The 15,296-nt window shown below is 62.3% G+C and carries 13 protein-coding genes; all 13 read left to right on the top strand.

The window, feature by feature from the left end; translation table 11 throughout:
• Nucleotides 1-50: 50 nt before the first annotated feature.
• The 13 genes from ubiE (at nucleotide 51) to B0G76_RS37025 (ending at nucleotide 15,286) form a co-directional block, all read left to right on the top strand.
• Nucleotides 51-782, top strand: a complete 732-nt coding sequence (gene ubiE, locus B0G76_RS36965; RefSeq protein ID WP_120297648.1) for a bifunctional demethylmenaquinone methyltransferase/2-methoxy-6-polyprenyl-1,4-benzoquinol methylase UbiE — start codon at nucleotides 51-53, stop codon at nucleotides 780-782.
• 38 nt (nucleotides 783-820) lie between these two features.
• Nucleotides 821-1,813: a Tim44 domain-containing protein gene (locus B0G76_RS36970; RefSeq protein ID WP_120297649.1), complete on the top strand. Its 993-nt coding sequence runs from the start codon at nucleotides 821-823 to the stop codon at nucleotides 1,811-1,813.
• Nucleotides 1,814-1,965: 152 nt separating this feature from the next.
• A complete protein-coding gene (locus tag B0G76_RS36975) occupies nucleotides 1,966-2,610 on the top strand; it encodes an SCP2 domain-containing protein (RefSeq protein ID WP_120297650.1) in 645 nt (214 codons plus the stop codon).
• 15 nt (nucleotides 2,611-2,625) lie between these two features.
• Complete coding sequence (ubiB, locus tag B0G76_RS36980; RefSeq protein WP_120297651.1) at nucleotides 2,626-4,203, top strand: ubiquinone biosynthesis regulatory protein kinase UbiB; 1,578 nt, start codon at nucleotides 2,626-2,628, stop codon at nucleotides 4,201-4,203.
• 39 nt (nucleotides 4,204-4,242) lie between these two features.
• Entirely contained in the window at nucleotides 4,243-4,893 is a 651-nt protein-coding gene (locus tag B0G76_RS36985) for a methyltransferase domain-containing protein (protein ID WP_120297652.1), read from the top strand.
• A 162-nt stretch (nucleotides 4,894-5,055) separates the two neighbouring features.
• The gene (locus B0G76_RS36990) at nucleotides 5,056-5,460 is read left to right on the top strand and encodes an FmdB family zinc ribbon protein (RefSeq protein ID WP_120297653.1); all 405 of its coding nucleotides are present in this window, start codon (nucleotides 5,056-5,058) and stop codon (nucleotides 5,458-5,460) included.
• Nucleotides 5,461-5,535: 75 nt separating this feature from the next.
• Entirely contained in the window at nucleotides 5,536-6,189 is a 654-nt protein-coding gene (locus B0G76_RS36995; RefSeq protein ID WP_120297654.1) for a DUF502 domain-containing protein, read from the top strand.
• Between the two features lie 76 nt (nucleotides 6,190-6,265).
• Nucleotides 6,266-8,065, top strand: a complete 1,800-nt coding sequence (gene aspS / locus B0G76_RS37000) for an aspartate--tRNA ligase (protein ID WP_120297655.1) — start codon at nucleotides 6,266-6,268, stop codon at nucleotides 8,063-8,065.
• Nucleotides 8,066-8,257: 192 nt separating this feature from the next.
• On the top strand, nucleotides 8,258-8,758 hold the full coding sequence (gene nudB / locus B0G76_RS37005) for a dihydroneopterin triphosphate diphosphatase (RefSeq protein WP_120298075.1): 501 nt from the start codon (nucleotides 8,258-8,260) through the stop codon (nucleotides 8,756-8,758).
• Nucleotides 8,755-10,014 carry a cardiolipin synthase ClsB gene (gene clsB, locus B0G76_RS37010; RefSeq protein WP_120297656.1) on the top strand — a complete coding sequence of 420 codons (1,260 nt, stop codon included), beginning with the start codon at nucleotides 8,755-8,757 and terminating at the stop codon, nucleotides 10,012-10,014. The genes nudB and clsB overlap by 4 nt, the downstream gene beginning before the upstream one ends.
• A gap of 227 nt (nucleotides 10,015-10,241) precedes the next feature.
• Nucleotides 10,242-10,841 carry a TetR/AcrR family transcriptional regulator gene (locus B0G76_RS37015; RefSeq protein WP_120297657.1) on the top strand — a complete coding sequence of 200 codons (600 nt, stop codon included), beginning with the start codon at nucleotides 10,242-10,244 and terminating at the stop codon, nucleotides 10,839-10,841.
• A 97-nt stretch (nucleotides 10,842-10,938) separates the two neighbouring features.
• On the top strand, nucleotides 10,939-12,726 hold the full coding sequence (locus tag B0G76_RS37020) for an acyl-CoA dehydrogenase C-terminal domain-containing protein (protein ID WP_120297658.1): 1,788 nt from the start codon (nucleotides 10,939-10,941) through the stop codon (nucleotides 12,724-12,726).
• A 124-nt stretch (nucleotides 12,727-12,850) separates the two neighbouring features.
• A complete protein-coding gene (locus B0G76_RS37025; protein ID WP_120297659.1) occupies nucleotides 12,851-15,286 on the top strand; it encodes a 3-hydroxyacyl-CoA dehydrogenase/enoyl-CoA hydratase family protein in 2,436 nt (811 codons plus the stop codon).
• Nucleotides 15,287-15,296: the final 10 nt, after the last annotated feature.

Raw genomic sequence — 15,296 nt, forward strand, 5'->3', positions numbered from 1 at the left:
GCCGCACTGATGCGGCGCAACATTTCAGAATACGCGAAAGGACGAGCGCGATGAGCAAAACCCACTTCGGCTTTCAATCGGTCGACGAACAGGAAAAAGCGGAGAAGGTGGCGGGCGTGTTCCACTCGGTCGCCTCCAACTACGACTTGATGAACGACCTGATGTCGGGCGGGTTGCACCGGGCGTGGAAGATGTTCACGATCGCCCAGGCCAACGTCCGGCCGGGCTTCAAGGTGCTCGATATTGCGGGGGGCACGGGCGATCTGTCGAAGGCGTTCGCCAAACAGGCGGGCGACACCGGGGAAGTCTGGCACACCGACATCAACGAATCGATGCTGCGCGTGGGCCGCGACCGTCTGCTGGATAAGGGTGTGATCACGCCGGCGCTGCTTTGCGACGCCGAAAAGATCCCCTTTCCGGACAATTACTTCGACGTGGTGACCGTGGCCTTCGGCTTGCGCAACATGACGCACAAGGATGTGGCGCTGGCCGAGATGCGTCGCGTGTTGAAGCCGGCAGGCCGTCTGCTGGTGCTGGAGTTCTCGAAGGTGTGGGATCCGCTTAAAAAGGTCTACGATGTCTATTCGTTCAAGGTGCTGCCGTGGCTCGGCGACCGCTTTGCGAAGGACGCCGAGAGCTACCGCTACCTGGCGGAATCGATCCGGATGCACCCGGATCAGGAAACTTTAAAAACAATGATGGAACAAGCGGGCCTGGACGGCGTCAAATATTACAATTTGTCAGCTGGCGTGGTAGCTTTACATGTGGGGACCAAATACTAGGGTCTCTAACCCATCGATTTTTAAAGGAAAGTACGAAAATGTCCGATTCAGGTGTGTTATCTCCCCGTAAGGTTAAGCGGTCGTTGGTGAGAAGAATCGGACTGATCGCGGTGGTCGGTCTGATCATGGCCGGCTCTCTCGCTTCGCTCGATGCGGAAGCCCGCCGCATGGGCGGCGGCCGGACCATTGGCCGTCAGTCGAACACGGTTCAGCAACAGTCGACCCCGTCGCAATCCTCCCCAAGCAATCAGGCCACGCAGCAGCGCGCACAGCCCGCTCCGGCGCCTGCGCCGACGCCGGCCGCGGCGCCTAACCGTTCGCGCTGGCTCGGGCCGATCGCCGGTCTCGCGGCCGGCCTCGGTATCGCCGCGTTGTTGTCGCACTTCGGTCTGGGCGGCGCGTTTGCCGGCGCCATGGCCAACATTATCGTGATCGCGATCATCGCGATGATCGGCATCTGGTTGATCCGCCGCTTCATGGGCCGCAAGCGCAATACGGCGCAGCCGGCGTACGCGGGCGGTTCGCCTTCGTTGAATGCGGGCGGCACCGGCTACACGCAGGAACCGCGTTACAGCGCGCCGCCCACCGGTTCGTACCTCGAGCCGCAAGGCAACCCGCTGAGCACGCCGTCCATCAACGCCGCCCCGGCCGTGCCGGCCGGCTTCGATTCGGAAGCGTTCCTGCGCAACGCCAAGGTGTACTTCGTGCGCCTGCAAGCTGCTTGGGACGTCGGCAACACGGAGGACATACGCGAATTCACCACGCCGGAAATGTTCGCCGAAGTGAGGGTCGATCTATCGTCACGCGGTACCGAGTCCAATCAGACGGACGTGGTGCAGCTGAACGCGGAGTTGCTGGGCGTTGAAGAGCGCGCAACTGAATACTTTGCCAGCGTGCGCTTCTCCGGCTTGATCCGCGAATCGGCGGGTGCGGTGGCTGAGCCGTTCGTCGAGGTCTGGAACCTGACGAAGGCGAACCGCCCCGGCGAAGGCTGGTTGCTGGCCGGCATTCAGCAGGTAGCGCAGCACTGAGGCAGCAGCGAGACGGAGCCGAGGCGACACTGCGCGCCCTGACTTCGCTCAAAGCGTTGGCCGTTCGGCATAGCAAGCCGCGAAGCGAACGGACGTTACAATAGGAACCCGCGCGGGCACTTGCCCGCGCGGGTTTTTTCTTGCCACTTTCAATGACCCTCGCCGCCAAGCCCTTCGCTGCTGCCGTCAATCACCTGCTCGCCCGCGAATCGTGGGCTCGAGAGCGCCTCGCCCCGTACGCGGGCAAAACCGCCAGGCTGTCCTGTCCGCCGGTCGTGCTGATGCTGCTGGTGCAACCGGACGGCTACCTGGGTGCGGTCGACGAAACCGACGCGCAACAATTCGACGTGACCATCTCGGTGCCGTCCGATGCGCTGCCGGCCTTCGTGCAAGGCGGCCAGGCTGCCGTGATGAAGCACGTGAAGATCGAGGGCGACGCCGAGTTTGCGACGGTGATCGCCAAGCTCGCCGAGCATCTGCGCTGGGAACCGGAAGAGGATCTGGCGAAACTGATCGGCGACGGTCCGGCGTGGCGGGTTGCGTCGGTCGTGCGTACGGTCGGCGAACATGCGCGGCGTACCGGGCGCAATCTGCTCGACACAGCCGCCGAATATCTTCTCGACGAGAATCCGCAGCTGGTGCGGCGCGCCGCGCTCGAGGACTTCAACGTCGAACTGGCCCGCGCCCGCGACGCTTTGGCGCGCGTGGAAAAGCGCATCGAACGTCTTGAACAGAAGGTCGAAGCCCACGGCGCCCATGCGCCGGGCGGCGCCGCCACGTCGCGCGGCACGCGCTAGTCACTGGGCACAACCATGCGTTTTCTGCGTTTCCTCAAGATTTTCTTCACTGTCATTCGATTCGGTCTCGATGAGATGATGCTCAGCCGCGTCAACGACCGGCGTGTGCGTCTGTTGCTGCGTATCACCACCGTCGGCCGAAAGTTCGACGCGCCGCCGGGCGTGCGCTTGCGGCTCGCGCTCGAAAGCCTCGGGCCGATCTTCGTCAAGTTCGGCCAGGTGCTGTCCACGCGGCGCGATCTGCTGCCGGTCGATATCGCCAATGAACTGGCCAAGCTGCAGGATCAGGTCCCGCCGTTCGATTCGGCGGTGGCGATCGGACTGGTCGAGAAGTCCCTCGGGGCGCCGGTCGACGAACTGTTCGACGATTTCGAGCGGGTGCCGGTGGCGAGCGCGTCGATCGCGCAAGTTCACTTTGCGACGGTGAAAGCAGGGCAGCACGCGGGCAAGGCGGTCGCCGTGAAGGTGCTGCGGCCGAACATGCTGCCGGTGATCGACTCCGATCTGGCCTTGTTGCGCGACATCGCCGTATGGGCCGAGCGCCTGTGGGCCGACGGCAAGCGCCTCAAGCCGCGCGAGGTGGTCGCCGAATTCGACAAGTATCTGCACGACGAACTCGATCTGATGCGCGAAGCGGCCAACGGCAGCCAGTTGCGCCGCAACTTCGCCGGGCTCGATCTGCTGCTGGTTCCGGAAATGTACTGGGAGTTCTGCACGCCTACGGTGCTGGTCATGGAGCGCATGGTCGGGGTGCCGATCAGCCAAGTGGAGACGCTGCGTGCGGCCGGCGTCGATATTCCGAAACTGGCGCGCGAAGGCGTCGAGATTTTCTTCACCCAGGTGTTTCGCGATGGTTTTTTCCACGCCGACATGCACCCGGGCAACATCCAGGTGAGCCTCGATCCGGCACACTTTGGCCGCTATATCGCGCTCGACTTCGGCATCATCGGCGCGCTGTCGGACTTCGATAAGAACTACCTCGCGCAGAACTTCCTCGCTTTCTTCAAGCGTGACTACCACCGTGTCGCCACGCTGCATCTGGAGTCCGGCTGGGTGCCGCCCACCACTCGGGTCGAAGAACTGGAAAGCGCGATCCGCGCGGTTTGCGAGCCCTATTTCGACCGCGCGTTGAAGGATATTTCGCTCGGCCAGGTGTTGATGCGCCTGTTCTCGACCTCGCGCCGCTTCAATGTGGAAATCCAGCCGCAACTGGTGCTGCTGCAAAAAACCATGCTGAATGTGGAAGGGCTCGGACGCTCGCTCGATCCTGAACTGGACTTGTGGAAGACGGCCAAGCCCTATCTCGAGCGCTGGATGAACGAGCAGATCGGTCTGCGCGGCTGGTACGAGCGGCTGAAGATTGAAGCGCCGCAGTGGAGCAAGACGCTCCCGCAGTTGCCGCGCCTGATTCATCACGTGTTGGCGGCACGGCACGACAACACGCGCGGCGCGAATGACGACATGATTCGCCAGATTCTGCTCGAGCAGAAGCGCACCAACCGGTTGCTGCAAGGGCTGTTGCTGTTCGGCGTGGCGGTGGGCGTCGGCGCGGTGCTCGCGCGGGCGTTTCTGGCGTTCGCGTACGGCGGCTAACCCCATTCCCGCCCGTTCCCGATCCCTGCGAGGCATTTCATGAGCGACCCGACCCAACCTTCCGCGCCCGATTTCGATAACCGCGATCCCAATTCGCCTGAGTTCTGGGACGAACGCTTCGAGCGCCATTTCATGCCGTGGGATCAGGCGGGTGTGCCGGCGGCGTTCCAGTCATTTGCCGAGCGGCATCGCGATGCTGCGGTACTGGTTCCGGGTTGCGGCAGTGCCTACGAAGCGCTATGGCTGGCGCAGCAAGGCAATCCCGTCCGGGCGATCGATTTTTCGCCCGCCGCCGTTGCCTCGGCACGCGAACAGTTGGGTGCGCAGCATGCGCAACTGGTGGAGCAGGCTGACTTCTTCGCGTATGAGCCGCCGTTCACGCCCGCATGGGTCTACGAACGCGCGTTCCTGTGCGCGTTGCCGCCGGCGCGGCGCGCGGACTACGCGCGGCGGATGGCCGAGTTGTTGCCTGACGGTGCGTTGCTGGCGGGTTTCTTTTTCATCGGCGCAACGCAGAAAGGGCCGCCGTTCGGCATCGAGCGCACCGAACTCGACGGGTTGCTTGCACCGAACTTCGATCTGATCGAAGACGAAGCCGTGAGCGACTCGATTGCCGTCTTTGCCGGCCGTGAACGCTGGATGACCTGGCGCCGTCGTGGCGTCGTGGTCGAGCGCGCCACCGCCGCGTAAGACTGGGGCGCGGGCCGCACTTGATTCGATAGCCGTCGCCCCCATTTACGTGGACGGCGGCTGCGTCTGGCGCTCGCCCCCAAAATCCGGGGGAGGGGTGTCGTTTGCGGCTATAATTCAAGGCTTTGCAAGCGTTTACAAGATTTCAGTAGGGAAAAGTTCATGCCGATCTACGCTTATCGTTGCGAGTCATGCGGCTTCGGGAAGGACGTGCTTCAGAAGATGAGCGACCCCCAGTTGACGCAGTGTCCCGAGTGCGGGAAAGACACCTTTCGCAAGCAGGTCACTGCAGCCGGTTTCCAGTTGAAGGGCTCCGGCTGGTATGTGACCGATTTCCGCGGCGGTAACAGTGGCGCGAGCGCGCCGGCCAAGCCCGACGCGAATGGCAGCTCGAATGCGAATTCGGGCGAAAACGCCGCGGCCGGGAATGACGGCGCGGCGAAATCCGACACGGCTTCGGCCAACGGTACGGCCGCCGCCGCTTCATCGGGCGCAGCCGCAACGCCTGCCGCGCCTGCTCCCGCACCCGCCGCATCGGCGAGTTCGAGCGGTTCCGGCAGCGCCTAGTAGGACTGCCGCCCTAAGGGGCGGCGCACACGTCGCGCGCCGGATATCGGCTCGCGCGGCTTTCTGGCGGTACACATGACGACGAAAAAAACGACGCTCAAATCGGTGTTCCTGACTGGCCTGCTGGTGCTGGTGCCTCTGGCCATCACACTGTGGGTGCTCGGCCTGATCATCGGCACGATGGACCAGACGCTGTTGCTGCTGCCTACTTCATGGCAGCCGGAGCGCGTGTTCGGCTTCCGTTTGCCGGGCCTCGGCGCCGTGCTGACGCTCGCGTTCATCTTTGTCGTCGGGCTGCTGACGCAAAACTTCATCGGGCAGAAGCTCGTGAAGTGGTGGGAAGTCGTGGTCGCTCACATTCCGGTGGTCGGCCCGATCTACACCAGCGTGAAGCAGGTATCGGACACCTTGCTGTCGAGCAGCGGCAACGCGTTTCGCAAGGCGCTCCTGATCGAGTACCCGCGCCGCGGTTCCTATACGATTGCGTTTCTGACCGGCATTCCAGGCGGCGACGTGCTCAACCACCTGAAAGAAGATCACGTCAGCGTGTATGTGCCGACTACGCCGAACCCCACGTCCGGCTTCTTCCTGATGGTGCCGAGGAGCGAAGTGATCGAACTCGATATGACGGTCGACGCTGCGCTCAAATACATCGTCTCGATGGGCGTCGTGGCGCCGTCCGCGCCGCCGGCGCCGGTGCGCCGCACGACAGTCGAGCCTCCGCTGTAATGCCGGTGCATAGAGTTTCAAGCCGTGTTTGATCGCGGCGCGCCGTTCAACTAATGCAAAACGAAAGACAAACATCATGTCGATGAGATCTGAATACTGCGGTCTGGTGACCGAAGAACTGCTGGGCCAATCCGTCTCGCTGTGTGGCTGGGTAAGCCGCCGCCGCGACCATGGCGGCGTTATCTTCATCGACCTGCGCGACCGCGAAGGCCTCGTTCAGGTCGTCTGCGATCCGGATCGCGCCGAGATGTTCAAGACGGCCGAAGGCGTCCGGAACGAGTTCTGCCTGCAGATCAAGGGTGTGGTTCGCGCTCGCCCGGAAGGCACCACGAACGCCACGCTGAAGAGCGGCAAGATCGAAGTGCTGTGCCACGAGCTGATCGTGCTGAACCCGTCGATCACGCCGCCGTTCCAGCTGGACGACGACAACCTGTCGGAAACCACGCGTCTCACGCACCGCGTGCTCGACCTGCGCCGTCCGCAGATGCAGCACAACCTGCGCTTGCGTTACCGCGTCGCGATCGAAGTGCGCAAGTACCTCGACTCACTCGGTTTCATCGACATTGAAACGCCGATGCTCACCAAGAGCACGCCGGAAGGCGCGCGCGACTACCTCGTGCCGTCGCGTACCAACCCGGGTCAGTTCTTCGCGCTGCCGCAGTCGCCGCAACTGTTCAAGCAGTTGCTGATGGTCGCTAACTTCGATCGCTACTACCAGATCGTCAAGTGCTTCCGCGACGAAGACCTGCGCGCCGACCGTCAGCCGGAATTCACGCAGATCGACTGTGAAACCTCGTTCCTGTCGGAACAGGAAATCCGCGATCTGTTCGAAGCGATGATCCGTCACGTGTTCAAGGAAACGATCGGTGTAACGCTAGCCGAGAAATTCCCGGTCATGGAGTATTCGGAAGCCATGCGCCGCTTCGGTTCGGACAAGCCGGACCTGCGCGTCAAGCTCGAATTTACGGACCTGACCGACGCCGTCAAGGACGTCGACTTCAAGGTGTTCAGCACGCCGGCCAACACGAAAGATGGCCGCGTCGCGGCGATCCGCGTGCCGAAGGGCGGCGAGCTCTCGCGTGGCGACATCGACAGCTACACGGAATTCGTGCGCATCTACGGCGCGAAGGGCCTGGCGTGGATCAAGGTCAACGAAGTGGCGAAGGGCCGTGACGGTCTGCAAAGCCCGATCGTCAAGAACCTGCACGATGAAGCGGTTAAGGCGATCATCGAGCGCACCGGCGCGCAAGACGGCGACATCATTTTCTTCGCGGCGGATCGCGCGAAGGTGGTGAACGACAGCCTGGGCGCGCTGCGCCTGAAGATCGGCCATTCGGAATTCGGCAAGGCCAACGGTCTGGTTGAATCCGGCTGGAAGCCGCTGTGGGTGGTCGACTTCCCGATGTTCGAGTACGACGAGGAAGACAACCGCTACGTCGCCGCGCATCACCCGTTCACAAGCCCGAAAGACGAGCACCTCGAGTATCTGGAAACGGATCCGGCGCGCTGCCTCGCCAAGGCCTACGACATGGTGCTGAACGGCTGGGAAATCGGTGGCGGTTCGGTGCGTATTCACCGTGAAGAAGTGCAGAGCAAGGTGTTCCGTGCACTGAAGATCAACGCGGAAGAAGCGCAAGCCAAGTTCGGCTTCCTGCTCGACGCGCTGCAATACGGCGCGCCGCCGCACGGCGGTATCGCATTCGGTCTGGACCGCATCATCACGATGATGGCCGGCGCCGATTCGATCCGTGACGTGATCGCGTTCCCGAAGACGCAACGCGCGCAGTGTCTGCTCACGCAGGCGCCGAGCGAAGTGGACGAGCGCCAGTTGCGCGAGTTGCACATCCGTCTGCGTACGCCGGAACCGAAGGTCTAAGCCGGATCAAACTGAAGCTGTCTGAAAACGACAGTAGGAAGTGACGAAAAAGCGTGACGAAAAAGCAATCGAAAAAGGCGCGTGATGCGCCTTTTTCGTTTTTTGCGTTACAGTCGAAGCAACCGGTCTCGACCGATTCCAGGACCACTCGCCGACATGTACCGCGCAAGCGTTGCGCCCAGTTTTTACGCCATGCCGAAACCGCCGAAGATCCCGCAATCCGTACTCGTCGTCATCCATACACCCGCGCTCGACGTGCTGTTGATCCGGCGCGCCGATCACGCGGATTTCTGGCAATCGGTGACCGGTTCGAAAGACCAGTTCGACGAACCCTTCGTCGAGACGGCGGCCCGCGAAGTGGCCGAGGAAACCGGCATCGTGGTCGGCAGTACGCTCGTGCCGCACAGCGCGCTGTTCGACTGGCAGTACGCGATCGAGTATGAAATCTACCCGCAGTTCCGGCATCGCTATGCCGAGGGCGTGATCCACAACACCGAGCATTGGTTCAGCCTGGAAGTGCCTGAGCAGCTCGAGGTGACGCTCGCGCCGCGCGAACATACCGCGTTTCTGTGGCTGCCCTTTGAAGAGGCGGCCTCTCGCTGCTTTTCGTCGTCGAATGCCGACGCGATCCTGCAATTGCCGAAGCGGCTTGCCGGGAGCCTGAATGGCCAGCCCAGGGAGCGTGCCCGGTGAGCGTCGGCGGCGCGCGCCGTTTCGCGCGACTCCGGCAATCGCTGCTCGGCCGCCGCTACTGGCAGCGCTACCGCTTCACCAGCGGCAACGACGTCAAGCTGCTGCGTTCCGGCGACGAGTATTTCTCTGCGCTGATCGAACGCATCGACGCGGCGCAGAGCGACGTGGTTCTCGAAACCTATATTTTCTGTAACGACAGCGCGGGCAAGGCCGTCAGCGCGGCCTTGTTGCGCGCGGTCTCGCGCGGCGTGAAGGTGCGCGTGATTACCGACGGCATCGGCACCGAGCGCCTCGAGATGTTCAACGAATGGACGCTCGCCGGCATCGACCATCGCATCTACAACCCGCATCTGTTCGGCCGCTTCGGCTTTTCGCGTACGCACCGCAAGATCGCGGTGGTGGACGATCAATTCGGCTACTGCGGCGGCATCAATATCGTCGACGATTACGAGAACAACGGCGAGAGGCTGCCGTTCCGGCGCTGGGATTTCGCGGTGGAATTGCACGGACCGGTGGTCGCCGATATCCGCCAGGCGTTCGAGGTGCAATGGCGGCGGATTCGACTTGGCCATCGGCCGCTGGAGTCCATAGCGCCCGATCTCGAACCGAAGTCGTATGCATCGCTCGGCACGCTGCGCCGGCGCCGCCGCAATCGCAACGAGGCGCTTTGGGCCGGCGGACAACCCTGCGTGGCGTTCGTCGCGCGCGACAACCTGATCAACCGCCGCGCCATCGAAAAGGCGTATCTGACCGCGATCGGTCAGGCGCGCAGCGAAGTCCTGCTGGCAAACCCGTACTTCATGCCGGGCCGCAAGCTGCGGCGTGCGCTGATGTTCGCGGCCCAGCGCGGCGTCGACGTGAAGTTGATCATCGGGCGCAAGGAGTTCCGGGCGCTCGATTACGCCGTGCCGTTCCTGTATCGTTCGCTGCTCAAAGCCGGCGTGCAGATCGCCGAGTACGAGAAAACCATGCTGCACGGCAAGGTCGCGGTGGTGGATTCGAACTGGGGAACTGTCGGCTCGTCGAACCTCGACGCATTGAGCCTGATGCTCAACAACGAAGCCAACGTGGTGCTGGTGAACGACCCGTCAATCGGCGCGCTGCGCGAAGCGATCCTCGCCGCGTTCAAGGATTCGCGCCGGATCGACGAGGCGCGCTACGAGGCCCGTCCGGCCGGCGAACGGCTGCTCAACTGGCTGGCCTACACCGCTTACCGGGCGGCCATGAAGCTGTTGACGGTGGGCGGCTATGACTAGCAGATCCTCCTCTCTCACATAGGCGCGAGGGCGCGGTGTCAATGGACGGAAACAAGAGAAGGCAAACGCCTCTAAAAAATCTCCTTCCGCTGATTGACGGATGCCGCAGAATTGGACCCAGGTTAGAAACCGGTTTCTAATAAAGTCCTTGTTTCGCGGACGGCAGCGCACAATAATAGTACGGCCGTTCGATTTTCTTTCGGTCACATTAGAACGGTAAAAAAGCTATGCGAAAAGGCGAACAAACACGAGTCGCGATTCTCGAAGCAGCACTTGATCTGGCAAGCCGCGACGGACTGGAAGGTCTGACGATTGGGCTGCTGGCCGAGCGCATGCAAATGAGCAAAAGCGGTGTGTTCGCGCATTTCGGGTCGCGCGAGGACTTGCAGGTTGAAGTCGTGCGCGAATATCACCGTCGTTTCGAAGACGAGGTGTTTTTCCCGAGCTTGCGCGAGCCTCGTGGATTGCCGCGCTTGCGCGCGATGCTCTCCCGCTGGATTGAGAAGCGCATTCAGGAAGTCACTACTGGGTGCATCTACATCAGCGGCGCGGTCGAGTATGACGACCGCGGAGACAACCCGGTGCGCGAGCAGCTGGTGTCGAGCGTCACGATCTGGCGTGCGGCGCTCACGCGTGCAATTTCGCAGGCAATGGAAGAAGGGCATTTGCGCGCCGATACCGATCCGCAGCTGATGCTGTTCGAACTGTACAGCTTCACGCTCGGCCTGCATCACGACGCGCGCTTCCTGCACTTGCCGGATGCTGTCCGTCTTACGTGGGCCGCGCTGGAAAAATTGATTGTTTCGTATCAGAGCGAAAGCCGTTAGCAAAGCCGTCGAACTTAAGCAGATTCAGCGGCGCTGAACGTCCGTTTCCACGGACCGAGCTAATAGCCTGGCTCCTTGTCAAACTTTGGAGAGAGTCATGGGACAGTACGCCGCGCCGCTGCGCGACATGCAATTCGTCTTGCACGAGCTGCTTAACGTCGAAGCCGAGATCAAGCAGATGCCGAAGCACGCGGATCTCGATGCGGACACGATCAACGCCGTGCTCGAAGAGGCCGGCAAGTTCTGCTCTGAAGTGCTGTTCCCGCTCAATCACAGCGGCGACCAGGAAGGTTGCACGTACGTCGGCGACGGCGTCGTGACCACGCCGAAGGGCTTCAAGGAAGCCTACAAGCAATATGTTGAAGCCGGTTGGCCGGCACTCGGCTGCGATCCGGAATACGGCGGCCAGGGCCTGCCCGCGTTCGTCAACAACGCGCTGTATGAAATGCTGAACTCGGCGAACCAGGCGTGGACGATGTACCCGGGCCTGTCGCACGGTGCGTACGAATGTCTGCACGCACACGGCACGCCGGAGTTGCAACAACGTTATCTGCCGAAGCTGGTCGCGGGCGTCTGGACCGGCACGATGTGTCTGACCGAGCCGCATTGCGGCACCGACCTCGGCATCCTGCGCACCAGGGCCGAACCGAACAGCGACGGCTCGTACGCGATCAGCGGCACGAAGATTTTCATCTCCAGCGGCGAACACGATCTCGCGGAGAACATCGTTCACCTGGTGCTGGCGCGTCTGCCGGACGCACCGAACGGCACCAAGGGCATTTCGCTGTTCATCGTGCCGAAGTTCATCCCGAACGAAGCCGGCGAGCCGGGCGAGCGCAACGGCGTGAAGTGCGGTTCCATCGAACACAAGATGGGCATTCACGGCAATGCGACCGCGGTGATCAATCTGGACAACGCGAAGGGCTGGCTGGTCGGTGAGCCGAACAAGGGCTTGAACGCGATGTTCGTGATGATGAACGCCGCGCGTCTGGGCGTTGGCATGCAGAGCCTGGGCCTGACCGAAATCGGTTTCCAGAACTCGCTCACGTACGCGAAAGAGCGTCTGCAAATGCGTTCGCTCACTGGCCCGAAAGCACCGGAAAAAGCGGCTGACCCGATCATCGTCCACCCGGACGTGCGCCGTATGCTGCTCACGCAGAAGGCCTATGCCGAAGGCGCTCGCGCATTCTCGTACTGGTCCGCGCTGCACATCGACAGGGAACTGTCGCACGCCGACGAATCGGTGCGCAAGGAAGCTGCCGACCTCGTCGCGCTGCTCACGCCGATCCTGAAAGCGTTCCTCTCGGACAACGCGTTCGAAAGCACCAACCATGCCATGCAGATCTACGGCGGCCACGGTTTCATTACCGAGTGGGGCATGGAGCAATACGTGCGCGACGCGCGTATCAACATGATCTACGAAGGGACCAACGCGATTCAGGCGCTCGACCTGCTCGGCCGCAAGATCCTCGGCGACATGGGCGCGAAGATGAAGAAGTTCGGCAAGCTGGTGTCGGATTTCGTCGAAGCCGAAGGCGTGAAGCCGGAAATGCAGGAGTTCGTCAACCCGCTCGCCGACATCGGCGACAAGGTGCAGAAGCTGACGATGGAAATCGGCATGAAGGCGATGCAGAACCCGGACGAAGTCGGCGCCGCCGCCGTGCCGTATCTGCGCACCGTCGGCCACCTGGTGTTCTCGTACTTCTGGGCACGCATGGCACGTATCGCGCTGGACAACGAAGCATCGGGCGATCCGTTCTACAAGGCGAAGCTCGCGACCGCACGCTTCTACTTCGCGAAGCTGCTGCCGGAAACCGCGATGACGATTCGTCAGGCGCGCGCCGGTTCGAAGTCGATGATGGATGTTGAAGAGTCGCTGTTCTAAGGCACATTCCTGACGGCAAGCGCCACGCCCTTGAGAGGCGCGGCGCCTTCCACCGCCACAAGCCACACATCGCGAAACGTAAGAGACACATTCGCGACACCGCACAACTCCCCGGAGGAACGACGTGAGCAATCTGATCATTCGCAAGGTAGCCGTGCTCGGCGCCGGCGTGATGGGCGCGCAGATCGCAGCGCACCTGATCAACGCCAAGGTGCCCGTGCTGCTGTTCGACCTTCCCGCGAAGGAAGGCCCGAAGAACGCGATCGCGCTGAAGGCGATCGAGAATCTGAAGAAGCTGTCGCCCGCGCCGTTCGGCGTGAAGGACGACGCGCAATACATCCAGCCCGCGAACTACGACGACGACATCGAGAAGCTCGCCGAGTGCGACCTCGTGATCGAAGCGATCGCCGAACGCATGGACTGGAAGCACGACCTGTACAAGAAGGTGTCGGCGCACATCGCGCCGAATGCGATCTTCGCGACCAACACGTCGGGTCTGTCGATCACCGAGCTGTCGAACGGTTTCTCGGATGAGCTGAAGGCGCGCTTCTGCGGCGTCCACTTCTTCAATCCGCCGCGTTACATGCACCTGGTCGAATTGATTCCGACCGCGACGACGCACCCGGAAATTCTCGATCAACTCGAATCGTTCCTCACGAGCGTGGTCGGCAAGGGTGTCGTGCGGGCAAAAGATACGCCGAACTTCATCGCCAACCGCGTCGGTATTTTCTCGATCCTCGCCGTCATCACCGAAGCCGGGAAGTTCGGCCTGCGTTTTGACGAAGTGGACGACCTGACGGGTTCGCGTCTGGGCCGCGCGAAGTCGGCAACGTTCCGTACAGCGGACGTGGTCGGTCTCGACACCATGGCGCACGTCATCAAGACGATGCAGGACACGCTGAAGGACGACCCGTTCTTCCCGGTCTACGAAACGCCGGCCGTGCTCGCCGAACTCGTGAAGAAGGGCGCACTCGGTCAGAAGACCGGCGGCGGCTTCTACAAGAAGGAAGGCAAAGCCATCAAGGTGCTCGACCCGAACACGGGCGGGTACGTCGATGGCGGCGCGAAGGCGGACGAACTGGTCGGCCGTATTCTGAAGCGCCCGCCGGCAGAACGGCTGAAGCTCCTGCGCGAATCGGAGCATCCGCAGGCGCAATTCCTGTGGGCGATTTTCCGCGACGTGTATCACTACATCGGCGTGCATCTGGAATCGATCGCTGACAACGCGCGCGACGTCGATCTGGCCATTCGCTGGGGCTTCGGCTGGAACGAAGGTCCGTTCGAAGGCTGGCAGACGGCAGGCTGGAAGCAGGTCGCCGAATGGGTGCAGGAAGACATCGCGGCCGGCAAGGCGCTGTCGAACGTGCCGTTGCCGTCGTGGGTGCTGGAAGGTCCGGTTGCTGAAAAGGGCGGCGTGCATACGAACGAAGGTTCGTGGTCGCCGGCTTCGAAGACGTTCGTGCCGCGTTCTTCTCTCTCCGTCTATGACAAGCAGGTGTTCCGTGCACCGCTGGTCGGCGAAACCTCGGCTGACCCGAAGACCTACGGCAAGACTCTGTTTGAAACCGACGCCGTGCGTGCATGGGTCGACGACCGTGCAGGCGAGAACGACGTCCTGATCGTGTCGTTCAAGAGCAAGATGAACACGATCGGACCGTCGGTGATCGACGGTCTGACGCAGGCTATCGAACTGGCCGAGAAGGAATACAAGGGGCTGGTCGTGTGGCAGCCGACGTCGCTGAAACTCGGCACGCCGGGCGGCCCGTTCTCCGCAGGTGCAAACCTCGAAGAAGCCATGCCTGCGTTCATGATGGGCGGCGCGAAGGGCATCGAGCCGTTCGTGAAGAAATTCCAGCAAGGCATGCTGCGCGTGAAGTATGCGAGCGTGCCGGTCATCTCGGCTGTGTCGGGCATCGCGCTCGGCGGCGGTTGCGAGCTGGCGCTGCATAGCGCGAAGCGTGTCGCGCACATCGAAAGCTATATCGGTCTGGTGGAAGTCGGCGTGGGTCTCGTGCCCGCGGGCGGCGGTCTGAAGGAAGCGGCACTGCGCGCGGCGGAAGCCGCGACCGCGGCCGGTGCGACCAACGACCTGCTGAAGTTCGTGCAGAAGTCGTTCGAAAACGCGGCAATGGCGAAGGTCTCGGCCTCAGCACTCGACGCCCGCGCAATGGGCTACCTGAAGCCGTCCGACACGATCGTCTTCAACGTATTCGAACTGCTCGACATCGCGAAGAAGGAAGCGCGCGCGCTGTTCGCCGCGGGTTACCGTCCGCCGCTGCGTGTCACGCAAGTGTCGGTGGCAGGCCGCTCGGCGATTGCGACCATCAAGGCATCGCTCGTCAACATGCGCGACGGCCGTTTCATCAGCGAGCACGATTTCCTGATCGCCAGCCGTATCGCGGAAGCGGTGTGCGGCGGTGACGTGGAAGCCGGCAGCCTCGTCGACGAAGAATGGCTGCTCAAACTCGAGCGTCAGGCGTTCGTCGATCTGCTCGGCACGCAAAAGACGCAGGAACGGATCATGGGCATGCTGCAAACCGGCAAGCCGGTGCGTAATTAAGCGGCGACGC

Origin of the sequence: Paraburkholderia sp. BL23I1N1, from assembly GCF_003610295.1 — a bacterium.
Lineage (GTDB): Bacteria > Pseudomonadota > Gammaproteobacteria > Burkholderiales > Burkholderiaceae > Paraburkholderia.

Coding starts and splice junctions, on each gene's coding strand:
- B0G76_RS36985 (WP_120297652.1), top strand. CDS start 4,243: ATGAGCGACCCGACCCAACCTTCCGCGCCCGATTTCGATAACCGCGAT.
- B0G76_RS36990 (WP_120297653.1), top strand. CDS start 5,056: ATGCCGATCTACGCTTATCGTTGCGAGTCATGCGGCTTCGGGAAGGAC.
- ubiB (WP_120297651.1), top strand. CDS start 2,626: ATGCGTTTTCTGCGTTTCCTCAAGATTTTCTTCACTGTCATTCGATTC.
- aspS (WP_120297655.1), top strand. CDS start 6,266: ATGTCGATGAGATCTGAATACTGCGGTCTGGTGACCGAAGAACTGCTG.
- B0G76_RS36995 (WP_120297654.1), top strand. CDS start 5,536: ATGACGACGAAAAAAACGACGCTCAAATCGGTGTTCCTGACTGGCCTG.
- B0G76_RS37015 (WP_120297657.1), top strand. CDS start 10,242: ATGCGAAAAGGCGAACAAACACGAGTCGCGATTCTCGAAGCAGCACTT.
- nudB (WP_120298075.1), top strand. CDS start 8,258: ATGCCGAAACCGCCGAAGATCCCGCAATCCGTACTCGTCGTCATCCAT.
- B0G76_RS36975 (WP_120297650.1), top strand. CDS start 1,966: ATGACCCTCGCCGCCAAGCCCTTCGCTGCTGCCGTCAATCACCTGCTC.
- ubiE (WP_120297648.1), top strand. CDS start 51: ATGAGCAAAACCCACTTCGGCTTTCAATCGGTCGACGAACAGGAAAAA.
- B0G76_RS36970 (WP_120297649.1), top strand. CDS start 821: ATGTCCGATTCAGGTGTGTTATCTCCCCGTAAGGTTAAGCGGTCGTTG.
- B0G76_RS37020 (WP_120297658.1), top strand. CDS start 10,939: ATGGGACAGTACGCCGCGCCGCTGCGCGACATGCAATTCGTCTTGCAC.